General features: G+C 64.6%; 14 protein-coding genes. 5 read left to right on the top strand and 9 right to left on the bottom strand.

What is annotated here, in order from left to right; translation table 11 throughout:
• Positions 1–68: 68 nt before the first annotated feature.
• Entirely contained in the window at positions 69–647 is a 579-nt protein-coding gene (locus U0004_RS18360) for a PEP-CTERM sorting domain-containing protein (protein WP_070256840.1), read from the bottom strand.
• Positions 648–860: 213 nt separating this feature from the next.
• Here U0004_RS18360 and U0004_RS18355 point away from each other — a divergent pair, with 213 nt between their 5' ends.
• Positions 861–2,027, top strand: a complete 1,167-nt coding sequence (locus U0004_RS18355; protein WP_070256842.1) for a cystathionine beta-lyase — start codon at positions 861–863, stop codon at positions 2,025–2,027.
• Between the two features lie 36 nt (positions 2,028–2,063).
• Here U0004_RS18355 and U0004_RS18350 read toward each other — a convergent pair whose 3' ends face one another.
• Positions 2,064–2,426: a DUF4870 family protein gene (locus U0004_RS18350; RefSeq protein WP_070256844.1), complete on the bottom strand. Its 363-nt coding sequence runs from the start codon at positions 2,424–2,426 to the stop codon at positions 2,064–2,066.
• An 86-nt stretch (positions 2,427–2,512) separates the two neighbouring features.
• On the opposite strand from U0004_RS18350, the gene U0004_RS18345 reads away from it, so the two are divergent.
• Positions 2,513–4,387, top strand: a complete 1,875-nt coding sequence (locus U0004_RS18345) for a serine hydrolase domain-containing protein (protein WP_167468673.1) — start codon at positions 2,513–2,515, stop codon at positions 4,385–4,387.
• Position 4,388: 1 nt separating this feature from the next.
• Here U0004_RS18345 and U0004_RS18340 read toward each other — a convergent pair whose 3' ends face one another.
• The 7 genes from U0004_RS18340 to U0004_RS18310 form a co-directional block, all read right to left on the bottom strand.
• Positions 4,389–4,655 (bottom strand): hypothetical protein, encoded by a 267-nt coding sequence (locus tag U0004_RS18340; protein ID WP_070256846.1) that lies wholly within the window; start codon positions 4,653–4,655, stop codon positions 4,389–4,391.
• Positions 4,652–5,506, bottom strand: coding sequence for an MbnB/TglH/ChrH family RiPP precursor modification enzyme (locus U0004_RS18335; protein WP_071653681.1), 855 nt, complete (start codon positions 5,504–5,506; stop codon positions 4,652–4,654). The genes U0004_RS18340 and U0004_RS18335 overlap by 4 nt, the downstream gene beginning before the upstream one ends.
• Positions 5,496–6,416, bottom strand: a complete 921-nt coding sequence (locus U0004_RS18330) for a TIGR04222 domain-containing membrane protein (RefSeq protein ID WP_070256850.1) — start codon at positions 6,414–6,416, stop codon at positions 5,496–5,498. The genes U0004_RS18335 and U0004_RS18330 overlap by 11 nt, the downstream gene beginning before the upstream one ends.
• Complete coding sequence (locus tag U0004_RS18325) at positions 6,413–7,141, bottom strand: nucleotidyltransferase domain-containing protein (protein ID WP_139144156.1); 729 nt, start codon at positions 7,139–7,141, stop codon at positions 6,413–6,415. The genes U0004_RS18330 and U0004_RS18325 overlap by 4 nt, the downstream gene beginning before the upstream one ends.
• Positions 7,142–7,238: 97 nt before the next feature.
• Positions 7,239–8,081 carry a phosphoserine phosphatase SerB gene (serB, locus tag U0004_RS18320; RefSeq protein ID WP_070256887.1) on the bottom strand — a complete coding sequence of 281 codons (843 nt, stop codon included), beginning with the start codon at positions 8,079–8,081 and terminating at the stop codon, positions 7,239–7,241.
• A gap of 55 nt (positions 8,082–8,136) precedes the next feature.
• Positions 8,137–11,580: a transcription-repair coupling factor gene (mfd, locus tag U0004_RS18315; RefSeq protein ID WP_070256854.1), complete on the bottom strand. Its 3,444-nt coding sequence runs from the start codon at positions 11,578–11,580 to the stop codon at positions 8,137–8,139.
• 218 nt (positions 11,581–11,798) lie between these two features.
• Positions 11,799–12,734 (bottom strand): 5'-nucleotidase, encoded by a 936-nt coding sequence (locus tag U0004_RS18310; protein WP_034782963.1) that lies wholly within the window; start codon positions 12,732–12,734, stop codon positions 11,799–11,801.
• A gap of 340 nt (positions 12,735–13,074) precedes the next feature.
• Here U0004_RS18310 and U0004_RS18305 point away from each other — a divergent pair, with 340 nt between their 5' ends.
• The 3 genes from U0004_RS18305 to U0004_RS18295 all read left to right on the top strand — a co-directional run bounded on the left by U0004_RS18305 (position 13,075) and on the right by U0004_RS18295 (position 17,737).
• Positions 13,075–14,862: a methyl-accepting chemotaxis protein gene (locus U0004_RS18305; RefSeq protein ID WP_115057525.1), complete on the top strand. Its 1,788-nt coding sequence runs from the start codon at positions 13,075–13,077 to the stop codon at positions 14,860–14,862.
• Positions 14,863–15,206: 344 nt separating this feature from the next.
• A complete protein-coding gene (locus U0004_RS18300) occupies positions 15,207–16,805 on the top strand; it encodes a methyl-accepting chemotaxis protein (RefSeq protein WP_269462224.1) in 1,599 nt (532 codons plus the stop codon).
• A gap of 35 nt (positions 16,806–16,840) precedes the next feature.
• On the top strand, positions 16,841–17,737 hold the full coding sequence (locus tag U0004_RS18295; RefSeq protein ID WP_081345465.1) for a putative bifunctional diguanylate cyclase/phosphodiesterase: 897 nt from the start codon (positions 16,841–16,843) through the stop codon (positions 17,735–17,737).
• Positions 17,738–17,739 lie beyond the last annotated feature (2 nt).

Below are 17,739 nucleotides of genomic sequence, written 5' to 3'. Positions count from 1 at the left end.
GACATACAGCGTTGACGCCGTTCTGAATAGGAGGGATCGCCAGTTGGAGGTCCCTTTTTTTTCGTGCTTTAAATGGCGCGGCGCCGGCGCTGCATCCAGCCGATACCGGTCAGACCCAGCAGCAGCATGGCATAGGCTTCAGGCTCTGGTACGGGGAGCAGTACAGGACCGATCGTCAGCTTGGTGTCTGGCGACCAGCGTACTCTAGTATGCTGCCCGTTAGGTAGAAAATAAGGATGCTGGTAGGTGTAGCTGAAGGAGTCACCCGTCTTCAGGGTTGAAAAAAAGGTTTCGTCGGGATAGCTGCCGACGAAATAGGCTGAAATCTTCAATCCGCCCTCCAGCGAGTATTCCAGTATATCGACGCCACAGCGCAGATAAATATTGCCATTATTGCAATCACCTAGATATAATGTGCCGGCAAACGCCAGGTAGGATATTTCGTTTTTGGTGAGGACATTGTCGCCATTGGCATTGTCGGCAAAAAAGCTCCCCGCCAGCCGCAAGTTCGGGTTCCACGCACCGCCGTTCAAGTCATCATAAAAACCGGTATAGGAAAAATTGACTAGGTAAGGCGTGGCTGGAGCGGCCAGCGCCGTCGTCGTGGCCGCAGCCAGGGCGCAAGCCAGCACTGCATTTTTCAACATGGGATATCCCTTCAGATTGAAATGTATAATATTAAAAATAAAGCATGTCAATAATACATGATAAATGTTGAGACATTATCGGATTTCTTCTTCCGTTCGCCATGCGCCTGGCCTCAGTTGTACGGCGGTTTTTGAGTAAAGCCCTTACAATCCAGGTGGCGCCGCACTGCGCGGTCCACTTTTTTACCTGCCCACGTTTTTGCCGACGACGCCATGACCACAATCAAATCTCCGCAAACCGCGCTGATCCACAGCGATTACCAGGCGCCGCAAGGCTTTGCTGCGTTTCCCAACGCCATCCACCATGCCTCGACCGTGCTGTTCAAGGATGTGGCGGCCATGCGCTCGGGCGACTGGAAAGAGAAGAACGCCTACACCTACGGCTTGCACGGCACGCCCACCACGTTCACCCTGGAAGCGCGGCTGGCCGAGATCGAAGGGGGTAAATATTGCCTGCTGGCGCCGTCGGGTCTGGCGGCCATCGCCATGGCGGACTTTGCCCTGCTGAAAATGGGCGACGACGTCTTGTTGCCGGAAAATATCTACAACCCGAACCGCGAACTGGGACGCTGGCTGTCGCAGGACTTCGGCATCACGGCCCGCTATTACGATCCGCTCATCGGCGCCGGCATCGCCGCCTTGATCCAGGAGAATACCAAGCTCATCTGGACGGAAGCGCCCGGTTCCGTGACGATGGAAGTGCCGGACTTGCCTGCCATCTGCGCGGCCGCCCACGCGCGCGGCGTGCTGGTAGCGTTGGACAACACCTGGTCGGCCGGCCTGGCCCTGCGCGGCTTTGAGCTGGGCGTGGACATCATCATGCAGGCGCTGACGAAATACCAGTCGGGCGGCTCGGATGTGCTGATGGGCGCGCTCATTACGCGCGAGCGGGCGCTGCACGACCGCCTGGCGCAGGCGCACATGCGTCTGGGCATGGGCGTGGGGGCGGATGACGCCTACCTGCTGCTGCGCGGCCTGCCCACCATGAAACTGCGCTTCGACGCCCACGATGCGGGCGCGCGCACGGTGGCCGCCTGGCTCAAGGGACGCAGCGAGATCGCCACGGTGCTGCATCCGGCTTTCGAGGATTGCCCCGGCCACGCCATCTGGCAGCGCGACTTCACGGGCGCGGGCGGCCTGTTTTCCGTGCTGTTCGATGCCCGCTACACGGAGGCGCAGACGGACCGCTTCGTCGATGCATTGCAGTTGTTCAAGATTGGCTACAGCTGGGGCGGCGCAAACAGCCTGGTGATGCCGTACCGCATCGCGGCCATGCGCAAGGGCTGGCAGTTGCCGGGCCAGCTGGTGCGCCTGAACGTGGGACTGGAAGATCCGCAGGATCTGATCGCCGATATCGAACGGGCGTTCGCGGCGATGTAGGCAGCGGCAAGCCGTTGGCTTGCCGCGAAGCACCTTTTACATGGGCACGGGCTTGTTGTTGTTCAGGTCGAGGAAGCCGCGCAGCAAGCGGTAGGCTTTCCACAGCCAGGCCACGCCCCATACGATGAGTGCCAGCGGAATGCCGATCAGCGTGATCCACAGGATGGCGCCGACGACGATCCAGGCCGCGTACCACCAGAAGGAACGGATCATCCAGCTGTGATGGCTGTGCACGAAGGTCCCGGCCGCCTCGTCCCGCTTCACATAATTGATGATGAGCGGAATGAAGGAAAACGCGCCCAGCGAAAACACAAAGCTGGCGCCATGTATCAGGTACAACCACCAGGCCAGGTTCTTGGTCTGCTGGAGTTGGGTATCCAAAATAATATCTTGTGACATGAAAGCTCCCGTCGTTGCTCAATTTTTAATTGTAACAAGCAAAGCGGCACGGGAGCGCAGTCCATGCAAAAAGGCAGAATACATTGTTGAAACGAGATCGATATCCCACCCTGGCCGCGCGCGCCAGGTCATGGCTGCGCCAGGCCTTGCCGGCCTTGCTGCTGTGCGCCAGCGTGGCCCACGCCGCCGCCCCCCTGGAAGCGGAGTTTGCCGCCGGCTTGAAGGAAGAGGGCCTGGCGGGCGCTGTCTGGAGTGAAGTCTTGCCCGACGGAACAGTCAAAGTTGGCGCGTCCGGCTTGCGCGATGCTGCCAAGCAAATACCCATGCAGGCGGACACGCGCATGCAGGTGGGCTCCGTGGGCAAGGTGGCGCTGGCGCTGGGCATCTTGCGCCTGGTCAGCGAAGACCGGCTCACGCTCGACACGCCCCTGCAGCAGGTGCTGCCGGAACTGGCGCTGAAAAACCCGTGGCAAGCCAGCGATCCCGTGCGCATCCGCCACCTGCTGGCGCACACGTCCGGCCTCGATAACGTGCGCTTCTGGCAGGCGTTCAGCCTGAACCCGGTGCCGGACATGCCGCTGGCCGAGGCGTTTGACGGCGGCCGCAATCTGCTGCGCGTGCGCGCGCGGCCCGGCAGCCGCTACGCGTATTCGAACATGGGCTATGGCTTGCTGGGCATGGTGATCGAGAAAGTCACGGGCCAGCCGTACGAGCGTTACCTCGATGCGCAGCTGCTGCAGCCGCTGGGCATGGCGGACAGCACGTTTGCCTTCGTCACGCAAATGAGCACGCAGGCGGGAGCGCATGCCGACCCGCGCCTGGCCATGGGCCACTTCGAGCATGGCGTGGCGCAGCCGGCCGTGCCCCAATACCTGCGTCCGGCCGCGCAATTTACCACCACGGCGGCCGACATGGGCAAGCTGGCGCAATTCCTCATGGGCGACGGCAAGTTGCAGGACAAGCAATTCATCGACATGGCGCTGATGGGCGCCATGTCCGAACCGGCCGGCACGGACGCGGCGCAGGCGGGCCTGGCAACGGGCCACGGCCTGGCGCTTGCCGTGCGCGACCGTCACAATGTGGTGGGGGCCTGCCATCCTGGCACGGCCGTGGGTTTCCGCGCCATGCTGTGCATCTATCCGGAGCAGGACAGCGCCTTCTTCGTGGCCTTCAATACGGATGCGGAGCAGGCCGACTATGAACGCTTCAACCGCCTGCTGTTGCGCGACCTGGAGCTGCCGCTGCGCGCGCCGGCCCCGCGCGGCACGCCCGCGCCCACGGTGGAAAACTGGCAGGGCGTGTACGTGCCGTCGCCCAGCCCCATGGCCAGCATGGCCTGGGTCGATGCCGTCTTTGGCTTTACGCGCCTGAAATGGGATGGCGAGTCGCTGTTCCTGATCCCGTTCCAGGGCGAGCCGAAGGAACTGGAACCGGTGGGCGGCTTGCTGTTCCGCGCCAGCGACCGCAGCACGCCGTCGCACGTGCTGATGCAAGAGGATGGCAAGCATGTGCTCAGCGACGGCTTGCGCAGCTATGAGCGCGCATCGATGCTGCGCATGCTGGTGCTGTGGGGCAGCCTGGCCCTGGGGGCAGCCGGCTTGCTGTATGTGCTGGTGGTGGGCGTGTGGCGCGCTGCGCGGCGCAGCCTGGGACGGGGCGACCATCTGTTCGCGCCCTTGCTGTCGCTGCTGGCGCTGCTCTTGCCGCTGCCGTTTTTCTATTTCCAGTCCTACCTGCGCCTGGGCGACGTCACCATCGCCAGCGTGCTGCTGGCACTGGCGACAGGCGCGCTGCCGCTGGCGACGGCATTCGGCCTGGCGCGCTGCTGGCGCAGCCGCGGCACGGCGGCCGAGGCGGGCTCGTGGGCGAAATGGGATTGGGTGGCCTTGCTGGCGGCCTTGCAGCTGCTGCTGGTGCTGGCCTGGTGGGGGTTGCTGCCGCTGCGGCTGTGGCACTTGTAGGTCAGGTCCAGGCAGCCAGCAGCCGGCGCCACCAGCGCTGCGCCGGCCTGGGCTGGCCGCCCTGTTCGGCGCGTCCGGCCCGCTTGGCACGATAGCTGGCCGCCGCCAGTTGCAGGCCGATGCGGTCCATCGATGCCATGGCATCGACTTCCTGCGGCGACAAGCCCTGCAGCAAGGCTTGCGCACGGGGCTCGCGCAGGAAGGCTGCACGCAGGGCGTCGTCCGTGTACAGCCTTGCCAAATAGGTTTCCAGTGCGGGGGAACTCATGCGTTTCGACCCGCGCGCAAGGCCGCGCGCGCCAGTTCCAGCTGGTCCAGCACATGCTCGAACGATGGATAATTACCGTCGCGTTCGACGATCACCGTCAGGGGCTGGGGCGCCTGGCGCGCCAGCACGGTCAACAGGGCGAAGACGGCGGGCGGCACGTCGTGCAGATGGTCGTCCAGCAAGCGCTGGCCGCCGCCCGGCGCGTCGATCCAGTGGCCGCCGCTCAGGTGCACGGCGCCAACCCTGTCCAGCGGCAAGCGCAGCAGCAGTTCCTCCGGCGCCTCGCCAAAATTGACGGCATTCGCATACAGGTTGTGCAGGTCGAGCAGCAGCGGCACTTGCGCGCCGTGGATGATCTGCGCCAGCCATGCGGCTTCGTCCAGGGTGCTGGCGGGCGGCTGGACCAGGGTGGCGATATTTTCCATCAGCGGCGCACTGCCGACGATGCGCGTGGCCAGCGCGATATTGGCGATGGCGCCGGCGGCGCTGTGCGGCGTGCGCGGCGGCGCCGCCAGGTGGCCGATTTCCACGCCGCCGGCGCGCACAAAACTCAGGTGCTCTGACCACGACTCGGCTTGCACCTCGTGCATCAGGCGCGCCATCGCATGCAGGCGGCGCGGGTCGGCCGGTAGCGTCGACGCCAGCCCCATTCCCACGCCGTGCAGGCTGACCGGCACTTGGCGCGCCAGGCTGCGCAAGGCGGCGATATCGGCGCGCGCGGCGCGGTAATAGTCGTCGGCGATCACTTCCAGCACGTCGATGTGCGCCAGGTTGGACAGGATGCCGGAAGCCAGTTCGCCGCGCCAGCCCAGGCCGACGCGGTCGCGTGCCGGCCCCTTGTCAGCTGCCACAGCCACCGCCGCAACCGCCACAGCCGCCGGAAGAGCCGCCCCCGTCGCCGCCGCCGTCGCCACCGCCCGATGACGAGTCGTCCGAGCTGCTGGACGAGGAGTCGCCGCCCGTGTTTTGCCGGGGTACCGGGAACAGCTCGGCGACATAGGCGTACACGGACAAGGGCAGGGCGCCGAGGCCGAAGATGGCGGCCAGCAGTGCCATGTCGGCGCTGCTGCTGCCTGGGTTCAGGCGCGACGAGCGCATGTTCAGGCGGCCAAACAACATGCGCAAGTCGGTCAGCAGCCGCTGTGCGCTCCAGCTGGTCGCCTGGGTACGCAAGCCGCGCAGCATGAGCAGGAATATCACCAGCAGCAGGGCCAGGAACAGCAGGTTGTAGTGCTGGCGGCTGATGGCGATGACGGCCTTGACGGCGGCCACCGTCAGCAGCAGGTAGCGCGCGGCCCCGGTGATGCGTTGGCGCCGGCGCAGCAGCCGCGGGCCGACCAGCAATTCCTGCCATTTCAAGGAGTCCAGGTAGGCGCGGCATGATGGCAGCATGTCTGCCTGCTCGGCGAGTTCCCTGCTGTGGCCCTGGCGGCCGAGGTACAGCCGCAGCACGTCGCGTTCGATGTCGTGATTGGCGAAGCGCAGGCTGTCGGCGCTGGCCGTTTCCAGCAGCGGGCCATCGGCGCGCAGCAAGCCGCGGTCGACCAGCACGATGGCGGCAATTTTCACGGCTTCGAGGGCGCCGCCGCGCAAGAAGGCGATGCGGTAGGGATCATCGGCCAGCGACAGCTTGGCATGCGGATTGCGCAGCTCCTGGCGTATCAGCAGCTCGCGCGCGAGGTAGTACACGAGCACGCCGAAGATCAGGTAGGCCAGCAGGAACCATGGCCCGCTCCAGTCAAAGGGATTGAAGCCGTTCACCGCATGTGCTCCGCGTGTTCGCGCAAGTGTCCGGTAATCGTCATCAAGCCCGTAAATGCGGGCAGGGCTTGCCCCGGCGCCAGGCGCGCCGTTTCGCGCGCCGCCGACATGGCTTGCAAGGCGGAGTGCAGGGCAGGGTCGCCCAGTTGGTCGACAAACGCTTCGAGCGCCTGCTTGCCGGACAGCGCAGACTTGCCCTCCAGCTGCGCCAGCGAGGCCGCCGCCGCGCGCAGCGGACCGGCTGCGTCGGCGATGGCGCCGGCCAGCTGTTCCTCATTCAGGCTCAATAGCATATACCGTTCGCGCATGCGCACCTGCTGGTTGAGCAGCACTTGCCGCAACCGGCGCAGCACGGCGTCGCGGCTGGTGTGCAGGCTGGCGAAAGGGTCTAGGCCGTGCAGCACCTTGTGGCGTGCGATGATGTCGGCGAACTTGACGGCGAAGGCGTCGGCGGCCTGCGTCAATTCGCTGTCGAGCAGGAACATCACCTGCAAATCGATGGCGGCGTGCGCCAGGCGCAAGGGCCCGCGCAATGTATCGGCCGCCTGCGGCGTAAAACGCTTGAGCAGCAACAGCAGGTTGACGTCGGAGGTGGCGCGCACCTGGCCATCGGCAGCCGAGCCAAACAGCACGGCGGCGGCAAGGTCGTCACCAAACGCGCTGTGCGCGGCGGCGACAAACACATCCAGGTGGCGTTGTATCTCTTCTGGCAGCGGTGGCGGCATGCGGTGTACTTTCACGATGGGTTGGCGGGATGAACATAAGTTTGCAATATAGCAAACTTATGCCATCGTGCGCGCACCGTCCGCCAGATACGCCAACTCAGGTCAATACGTTGAGCAAGCCATCGAGTCCCACGAAGTTCAGCGCCACGTCGGCCTGCGAGCGCACCACGGGCTTGGCGCGGAAGGCCACGGACAGGCCGGCGATGCCCATCATTTTCAAGTCGTTGGCGCCGTCGCCCATGACGATGGCTTCAGACGGCGAAATGCCCATCTCCTTGCACACGCGCTCCACCGTGCGCTGCTTTTCTTCCGCGTCGACGATCCCGCCGAGGACTTTGCCCGTCAGCTTGCCGTCGACGATTTCCAGTTCGTTCGCGTGCGTGTAGTCGAGGCCCAGGCGCTCTTTCAGGCGTTCGGTGAAGAAGGTAAAGCCGCCCGACACCAGCAGGGTTTTCAGGCCGGCTTTCTGCACGGCCGCCAGCATGGCTTGCGCGCCCGGCGACAGTTTCAGGCGCTCGTCGTAGACGCGCTGCAGGGCCGATGCATCGAGGCCTTCGAGCAGGGCCACGCGCTGCTTCAGGCTGGCGCTAAAATCGAGTTCGCCGCGCATGGCCGCTTCCGTGATGGCCGCCACTTGCGGTTTCAATCCCTGCATGTCGGCGATTTCATCGATGCACTCGATGGTGATCAGGGTCGAATCCATGTCCATTGCCACCAGCTTGAATTCACTCAGTTCGCGCTGGCCCATCATGTAGGTGGCGTCCAGCTGCGCCGCCTGGGCCGCCACTTCGATGGTGGGGCGCAGCGCCGGTGAATAGGCGATCTGCTCGCAGCGCACGGCGTTCGGTCCCAGGCGCGTGATGGACGTGGGCGCGGCCAGCGCGGCGATGCGCTCGAGGCGGGCGCTATCGCCGTCCAGGCCCTGCAGGATCAGATTCATGGTGATGGTCTTGGTATTGGTCATGGGGCAGTCCTGCATAGATTGTCGAAATGGTCTACACCGTCAATTGCTTGATGGTGGTCTTGATCTGCGTCACGCGCGCGGCCAGGTCCGGCATGGCGGCCGTGATTTTCAGCTTGTCCTGGCCATGCAGCTTGATATGGCGGTTCTTCTGGATCAAGTCGATGATGCGCATCGGGTCGATGGGCGGCTTGGCCATGAATTGCAGGGTGGCCGCCTCGCCATGCACGTCGATCTTGACGATGCCCACGGTTTTCGCCGCGATGCGCAGGCGGTGCGTCTCGACCAGGGCCTTGACGGCGTCGGGCAGCTTGCCGAAGCGGTCGATCAGCTCTTCCTGGATATCGTCGATCTTGTCCTGCGTGGCGCAGTTGGCCAGGCGCTTGTAGATCGACAGGCGCTCGTGCACGTCGCCGCAGAAATCGGCCGGCAGCAGGGCCGGCACGTGCAGGTTGATCTCCGTCGTCGAGGCCAGCGGCGCCGCCAGGTCCGGCTCCTTGCCCGCTTTCAGCGAGCGCACGGCTTCGTTGAGCATGTCCGAATACAGCTGGAAGCCGATTTCCGTCATCTCGCCCGACTGGCTCTCGCCCAGCACCTCGCCGGCGCCGCGGATTTCCAGGTCGTGCATGGCCAGGTAAAAGCCGCTGCCCAGTTCTTCCATCTGCTGGATGGCGTCCAGGCGGCGCTGCGCCAGTTTGGTGAGGCCTTGCACGTCGTGCACCAGCAGGTAGGCGTAGGCCTGGTGATGCGAGCGTCCCACCCGGCCGCGCAGCTGGTGCAGCTGCGCCAGGCCGAACTTGTCGGCGCGGTGCATGATGATGGTGTTCGCCGTCGGCACGTCGATGCCGGTTTCAATGATGGTCGTGCACAGCAGGATGTTGAAACGCTGGGCGACGAAGTCGCGCATGACCTTTTCCAGGTCGCGTTCATGCATCTGGCCGTGCGCCACGGCGATGCGCGCCTCGGGCAGCAATTCCGTCAGCATGGCCAGGCGGTTCTGGATGGTTTCCACCTCGTTGTGCAGGAAGTAGATCTGGCCGCCCCGTTTGAGTTCGCGCAAGCAGGCTTCGCGGATGATGGCTTCGCCCTCGCTGCGGACAAAAGTCTTGATGGCCAGGCGCTTTTGCGGCGCCGTGGCGATGATGGAAAAGTCGCGCAAGCCTTCCAGCGCCATGCCCAGGGTGCGGGGGATCGGCGTGGCCGTCAGGGTCAGCACGTCCACTTCCGCGCGCAGCGCCTTCAAGGCTTCCTTCTGGCGCACTCCGAACCGGTGTTCCTCGTCGATGATGACCAGGCCCAGGCGCGTAAACTTCACGTCGTCGGACAGCAGCTTGTGCGTGCCGATGACGATGTCGATGGTGCCGTCGGCCATGCCCTTGAACGCCTGCGTGATCTCCTTGCCGCTGCGGAAACGCGACAATTCCGCGATGCGCACGGGCCAGTCGGCAAAGCGGTCGGCGAAGGTTTGCGCATGCTGTTCCGCCAGCAGGGTGGTGGGCGCCAGGATGGCTACCTGCTTGCCGCCCATGACGGCGATGAAGGCGGCGCGCAGCGCCACTTCCGTCTTGCCGAAGCCGACGTCGCCGCACACGAGGCGGTCCATCGGTTTGCCGGAAGTCATGTCCTTGATGACGTTGTGGATGGCCTCGGCCTGGTCCGGCGTTTCGTCGAAGCCGAAGCTGTCAGCGAAGCGCTGGTAGTCGTGCGACGAGAATTCGAACGAGTGGCCCTGGCGCAGCGCGCGGCGGGCATACAGGTTGAGCAGCTCGGCGGCCGTGTCGCGCACCTGTTCGGCGGCGCGCTTTTTCGCCTTTTCCCACTGTCCCGAGCCGAGCGAATGCAGCGGCGCGTCTTCCGGCGACGCGCCCGAATAGCGGGAAATGACATGCAGCTGCGACACGGGCACGTACAGCTTGGTGTCCTTGGCGTATTCCAGGTGCAAAAATTCCGTCTCGCCTTCGCCCAGGTCCATGCTGGTCAGGCCCATGTAGCGTCCGATGCCGTGGTTGATGTGCACGACGGGGTCGCCGATCTTCAGCTCCGACAGGTCGCGCACCATCGATTCGACCTGCGTCACGCCTTCCTGCTTCTTGGTGCCGACGCGGCGGCCGGAACCGGCATACAGCTCCGTCTCGGTGATGAAGGATAAATTTCCTTCCGGCGTAAACAGCTCGAAGCCCGCATGCAGCGGCGCCACGCCCAGCATCAGCTTGGCGCTTGATTGCAAAAAGCCGTCGCTGCCTTCCACGGGCGTCAGGTGCAGGTCGTATTCGGTGAAGTACTGCTGCAGGGTTTCTCGGCGGCCGTTCGATTCGGCGCAGATCATCACGCGGCGGCCCGATTGCAGCAGGTAGCTGCGCAGGTTGGCCAGCGGGTCGTCGGCGCGGCGGTTGACGGCGATGTTCGGCACGGGGGCAGACAGTTCGGACGCCAGCGCATCGTTCGATTTGGCGATCGCCAGGCGCGGATACGGCTTGGCCAGACCGAAGAACTGCTCGTCGGACAGGAACAGCGATTCGGGCGGCAGGATCGGGCGTTCGCGGTCCGCCTTCAAAAAGCGGTAGCGCGACTGGGTATCGGTCCAGAAGCGGCCAATGGCCGCGTCGATCTCGCCCACCAGGGCCAGCGAGGCGTCGGGCGGCAGGTAGTCGAACAGGGTGGCCGTCTGCTCGAAGAACAGGGGCAGATAATATTCGATGCCGGCCGAGGCGATGCCGCTGCTGATGTCCTTGTAGACGACCGAGCGCGATGGGTCGCCCTCGAACTGCTCGCGCCAGCGGTTGCGAAAGGTGGTGCGCGCCGCTTCATCCATGGGGAATTCGCGCCCCGGCAGCAGCCGCACTTCATGCACGGGATACAGTGAGCGCTGGGTGTCCGCGTCAAACGTGCGGATGGTCTCGATGGTGTCGCCGAACAGGTCGAGCCGGTAGGGCAGGCTTGACCCCATGGGGAACAGGTCGAGCAGGCCGCCGCGCACCGAGTATTCGCCGGGCGACATCACTTGCGAGACATGGCTGTAGCCGGCCAGGGTCAGCTGCGACTTCAGGCGCGCTTCGTCGAGCTTTTCGCCCTTCTTGAAGAAGAAGGTGTAGGCGGCCAAAAAGGACGGCGGCGCCAGGCGCACGAGGGCCGTGGTGGCCGGCACGATCAGCACGTCGCACTGGCGCGTCTGGATTTCATGCAGGGTGGCCAGGCGCTCGGAGACCAGGTCCTGGTGCGGCGAAAACGCGTCGTAGGGCAGGGTTTCCCAGTCCGGCAGCAAATGGCAGCGCAGGTCCTTGCCGCCAAACCACGGGATTTCATCGAGCAGGCGCTGGCCATCGCTGGCCTGCGCCACCACCACGGCCAGCATCTGGCCCCGCGCTTTCAATTCCAGCGCGGCCAGCGCCAGGGCATAGGCGTCGGATGAACCATACAGGGCGGGCAGCGCATAGCGGTTGCCGGGCTTGGGGAGGGCTTTTGTTAAGTCTAAGGACATGCAGGCGATGACACTAGTGGCAGAGGCAGTTGAATGGGACAGCTGTGGTGCGCGCAGCGCCGCCAGTGACGGCGCCGACAGGCGAGATTATAGACCATCACTTATATCTCCGCGCTTGAGAAAACCGTCGTGAGCGGCAGTGATTTGTGGCTAAGAAGCGCAACCGTACTTTAGTACGGTGAGCATCGCAGGCCGCAAAGCACGACGCGCAGCAGGTTTTATCCTGCGCGGACATTCGCAATGCCGAACGGGACATGCACCATCGGGATGGTGCCGCCCGCCGATTTGAGGTGGCTCAACTGGTCATCGAAGAAGATATGCGGCTTGAACACGGCCAGCACGCGCGACTTGTCCATGCCGCCGAGGAAAAACGTTTCGTCGGCCGCCACGCCCCAGCTTTTCAGGGTCGTCACGACCCGCTCGTGCGAGGGCGCGTTGCGCGCCGTGATGATGGCGATGCGCAGGATCTTTTTATAGCCGGGATCGCGCCGCTGGGCCCTTTCCTCCAGGCGCTGCATGGTGGCCAGCTTCTGGAACAGGCCGGCCAGCGGGCCGGGGCGGTGCGGCGTGCCCACGTTCAGGGTTTCATGGGCGTGGAATTCATCGACGTCGTTATTGCGCTTGAAGACGGTTTCCGCTTCGTCGTCAGCGATCACGCCGTCGAAATCGAAGGCCACGCGCAATTCCTCGTCGTTTTCGTCGTCTTCCGTGCGCGACGGCAGCACCAGGCCGGCCGGATAGTCGCAGGCCAGGGCGCTGCGCACGTCGTCTTCATTCGCGCTGAGGAACAGCGACGCGTTGAAGGCGGGCAGGTAGGGGTAGGGCGACTTGCCCGTCATGAAGGCGGCGCGCGAAATGTCCAGGCCGTAGTGGGCGATGCTGTGCATGACGCGCAAGCCCGTTTCCGGCGAATTGCGCGAAAACAGCACCACTTCCACGGGCGACTGGCGCGGATAGTGCTTGTTGATGTTCAGGAAGCGGCGGATGAAGGGAAAGGCTACGCCGCGCGGCAAGACCGTGTCGATATGCGTTTCCTGGTATTTGCGGTATTCCTCCGGGCCGTTGTCGAGGTAGACCTGGTGCGATTCGGCCAGGTCGAACAGGGCGCTGGAAGCGACCCCGATCACCAGTTTGTGTTCGATAGGATAAGCCATGGTCTGCCTGTTGTTTGCTTGTTGCTCATCTTATACGACTATCAACTGCGTAGCCAATAGCGACGCGCGGAGATTTTTTGCACCAAAGCAGGGCATTGGACGGCTTTTCGATGCCACTGTGCAAGGCGCACCACAGTAAGGAAAGAAATATTGATTTGTATCAAGTATGTAGCTGTCAGCGCGTCCGTTTTCCACTATGCTTCCACTTATAAAATCTCGCCAATTGTAACGAAGCGTACGCCCCATCCCCGCCGCCTTTATACAAGTGTCAGCTGTTTTACTCGAACATGCCAGCCCCGACTTCGCCAGCAGTCTTCGTGACTTTATAAAGGACCTCGCCATGTTTAAGAATTTACTGATCAAATGGAAGTTGGCGACGCTTGTCGCCGTGATGATGGTGGCCTTGCTGGTGGTGGGCATCAGCGGCTACACGGGCATCGCCACCGTGGGGCGCGCCGTCAATGAAATCGGTGTGGTGCGCCTGCCGTCGATCCAGGGCTTGATGATGATCAGCGAAGGCCAGACGGCCGTTGCCGCCGCCACCCTGACGGCCGCCATCTATGAAAACAATTACCAGGCACAGGACAAGTTCGCGGAAGCGCTGCAGCTGCGCACCAAGGCCTGGAACAATATCGAGGCGGGCCGCAAGCTGTACGAACCGCTGCCGCAGACCACCGAGGAAGCCGCGCTGTGGCAGCGCTTCCAGGGCGAGTGGACGGCCTGGAAGGCGGACGACGACAAGGTGCGCGCCATCTTGCGCCAACTGGCCGACAACCGCGACGAAGCGCGGCAGAAAGAGCTGTTCGTGGGCTTTTACAAGCAGTACCAGGATTCGCGCGCGCTGTTCGGCAAGGCCGAAGGCACGCTCAACGACATCATCAAGCTCAATAACGGCGTGGCCGATGCCAGCGTCAAGGACGGCAGCGCGGCCGTCATCCGCTCGGAAAGCCTGATGGTCATCCTCGGCTTGCTGGCCTCCGCGCTGGGCATCGGTTGCGCCGCCTACATCACGCGCGCCATCACGCAGCCGATCAACTCGGCCGTGAAAGTGGCGCAGACGGTGGCCTCGGGCGACCTGACCAGCCACATCGAGGTGCACACGACGGAAGAAACGGGCCAGCTGCTGCAGGCGCTCAAGGACATGAATTCCAGCCTGGTCAGCATTGTCGGCCAGGTGCGCAGCGGCACGGAGACCATCGCCACGGCCTCGTCGGAAATTGCCAGCGGCAACCTGGACCTGTCCTCGCGCACGGAAGAGCAAGCCAGTTCGCTGGAAGAGACGGCGTCGTCGATGGAAGAGCTGACGTCCACCGTGCGGCAGAACGCCGACAATGCCCAGCAGGCCAACCAGCTGGCGCTGAGCGCCTCGGGCGTGGCCGTGAAAGGCGGTGAAGTGGTAGGCAAGGTGGTACAGACCATGGACGCCATCAACGACTCGTCGCGCAAGATCGTCGACATCATTTCCGTCATCGACGGCATCGCCTTCCAGACGAATATCCTGGCCTTGAATGCCGCCGTGGAAGCGGCGCGTGCGGGCGAGCAGGGACGCGGTTTCGCCGTCGTGGCGACGGAAGTGCGTAATCTTGCCCAAAGATCCGCTGGCGCAGCGAAAGAGATCAAGACCCTGATCGGCGACTCCGTGGTGGCGGTCGACGCGGGCAGCAAGCTGGTGGCCGAGGCGGGCAGCACGATGGCCGAAATCGTCTCCAGCGTGCAGCGCGTGACGGACATCATGGCGGAAATCAGCCTGGCCACGCAGGAGCAAAGCTCGGGCATCGACCAGATCAACCAGGCCATCGGCCAGATGGACCAGGTGACGCAGCAGAACGCGGCCCTGGTGGAAGAGGCGGCCGCCGCGGCCGAATCGCTGCAGGAGCAATCGGGCCAGCTGGCCGACGTGGTCAGCGTGTTCAAGCTCGATGGCGCCCAGGCGCCTGCCGCGCGCGCAAACGCGAACGCAAGGCCGGCCGCGCCGCGCGCCGCGCTGGCCAGCGCCGCGCCGAAGCGTCCGGCAGCGGGTCCTGCATCGCGTCCCGCATCACGCCCCACCGCAGGCCGCCCGGCCTTGCACGCCGTGCCATCCCAGCGCCAGAGCGCGCCGCGCGACGACGAGTGGGAAGTGTTCTGACGGATTGACGGCGCCAGCATGCGCTTCCGGACGGCCGCCTTGCGCGGCCGTTTCCACATGCGCGCACAGGTTCGCACTGCGGTTACTACTTACTAAAAAAACAGCGTTATAAGAATAGCTGTTTTGCCATCTAAGCAAATCTTTTCAAAACTTAACGCGACATTGCTTGTGAGATAACTCACACTGCCTGCCGTACCACCCTTGTTCCCGCCTCGGCCACATCCCGGCTGACCCCTCCGCCTGCTGCGTCCAGCCATTCGTGGCAGGCGGCAGCCATTGCCGTCAGCCTTGCATGCGAGCCCGGCGCGATGACCGATGCACCACACTGAAGGATGCGAATAAAGATGGCAAATATGAAAATCGGCACGCGCCTGCGCTGCTCCTTTGCGTTGTTGACCTTGCTGCTGCTGGCGACCGCCGTGCTGGGCATGCTGCGCCTGTCCAGCCTGGAACTGCGCATGCGCGACGTGATCGATGACAAATATCCGAAAACCGTGCTGGCCAACGACATCATCAAGAATGTCAACATCATCGCGCGCTCCTCGCGCAACCTGCTGCTGATGACGGAGCCGCAGCAGCTGGCGCAGGAACGCGCCACCATCGCCAGGGCGGGCGGCGAAACGGAAAAGGGCCTGGCGCAGCTGGACAAGGTGGTGCTGTCGCCGCAGGGACGCCAGCAGATGGCGGCCGTGGCGCAGGCGCGCGCCACGTTCAACGGCGGGCGCGACAAGGTACTGGCCCTGCTGGAAGAAGGGGCGCGCGATGAAGCGACCAGTTTGCTGCTCGGCACCGTGCGCGGCGACCAGCTGCGCTACATGGCGGCGCTGGAAAGCCTCATCGCGCACCAGCATGACCTGATGGAGGAGGCGGGCGCCCAGGTGCGCCACGAATACGCCACGGCGCGCAACATGATGCTGGCACTGAGCGCGCTGGCCGTGCTCTTTTCGCTCGTCACGGCCTGGCTGGTCACGCGCAGCATCGTCAATCCGCTGCGCCATGCCCTGGCCGTGGCGCAGACCGTGGCCGCCGGCGACCTGACATCGACCTTCGGCCGCCACGGCGGCGATGAAACGGGCAAGCTGCTCGACGCGCTGTGCATCATGAACGGCAACCTGCTCGACATCGTGCAGCAGGTGCGCAGCGGCACCGACACCATCGCCACGGCGTCGTCGCAGATCGCGGCCGGCAATATCGACCTGTCGTCGCGCACCGAGGAGCAGGCCAGCTCGCTCGAACAGACGGCGTCGGCCATGGAGGAACTCAGCTCCACCGTGCAGCAGAACGCGGACAATGCCCGTCACGCCAGCGTGCTGGCCGTCGAGGCGGCGAATATCGCCGGCGCTGGCGGGCAAGCCGTGGGGCAGGTGATCCATACCATGGACGCCATCAGCGCTTCCTCGGCGCAGATCGCCGACATCATCGGCGTGATCGACATGCTGGCCTTCCAGACGAATATCCTGGCCCTGAACGCGGCCGTGGAAGCGGCGCGCGCGGGCGAGCAGGGGCGCGGCTTTGCCGTCGTGGCGACGGAAGTGCGCAACCTGGCGCAGCGCAGCGCGGCGGCGGCGCGCGATATCCGCGCCCTGATCGCCAATTCCACGCAGCAGGTGGACGCGGGCGCGGCCCTCGTGGCGCAGGCTGGCGCCACGATGCAGGAAGTGGTGGCGGCCGTGGGCCGTGTCTGCCAGATGGTGGCCGACATCACGGCTGCCAGCGCCGAGCAAAGCACGGGCATCGGCCAGGTCAGCCAGGCGGTGCTGCAGATGGATGAAGTGACGCAGCAGAACGCCGCCCTGGTGGAAGAGGCGGCAGCCGCCTCGCAATCGCTGGAGAGCGAAGCGGCGAAGCTGCTGCAGGTGGTCAGCGTGTTTCGCCTGCAGCAGGGGCCGGCGCACACCTTGCCGCGCCGTAGTGTGCCGGCCGCGCCGCGCCTGCTGGCCTAGTGGCGCGCCTGGCAAGGTTTTGGCTCGGCTGCGTCATGCTGTGGCGGGCGCGGCGCCAGGCGCGGGTTGGGCCGGCAGGCACACCGGTGGCGTCGGCGCGCAGCCGGGAGCTGCAGGCGCGCCTGGACAGCGCCATCGTCGATGGTGAGTTCCGCTTTCACTATCAGGGCAAGTTCGATACGGCGCAACTGCGCCTGGTCGGCCTGGAAGCACTGCTGCGCTGGGAGCATCCGCGCCATGGCCTGATCTACCCGCACGAATTCATCGGCCTGGCCGAGCAGACGCAGGCCATCGCGGCGCTGGGCAACTGGGGCATCGATGCGGCTTGCCGCCAACTGGCGCAGTGGCGCGCGGCTGGCCTGCCTTTGGTGCCGGTCGCGGTGAATGTCTCGGCGCGCCAGCTGTGCCAGCCGCACTTGCCTGACTTTGTGCTGGGCTGCCTGCGGCGCCACGCCATTCCTCCCGGCCTGCTGGAGCTGGAAGTGACGGAAAGCTGCTGCATCGACGACATGGCGCAGGCGGCGCAGGGATTGCGCCAGCTGCGCGCGCTGGGCCTGGCCATTTCGCTTGACGATTACGGCACCGGCCATTCGGGCTTGAGCCATGTCAGGATGCTGCCGATTCACACCATCAAGATCGACCGCTGCTTCATCCGCGACCTCGATGGCAGCGCAGGCAGTGATGCCGTGATCGTCGCCTCGACCATTGCGCTGGCGCATGGCCTGGGCTTGCAGGCGCTGGCCGAGGGCGTGGAAAACGGGGAACAGCTGGCGCAGCTGCGGCGGCTGGGTTGCCCGCAGGTGCAGGGTTTTTATCTGCACCGCCCGGCGCCTGCGGCCGAGGTGGCCGCGCTGCTGTCCGCTGGCGCGCCGGCCGGCCTTGTAACAGTGCCGAAACATGGCGCCATGCGGCATGGCGCGGATGCTCAGTAGAA

The sequence above is a fragment of the Janthinobacterium lividum genome, assembly GCF_034424625.1.
Classification (GTDB): Bacteria; Pseudomonadota; Gammaproteobacteria; order Burkholderiales; family Burkholderiaceae_D; genus Janthinobacterium; species Janthinobacterium lividum.
This window is presented reverse-complemented; position numbering and strand designations above follow the sequence as displayed.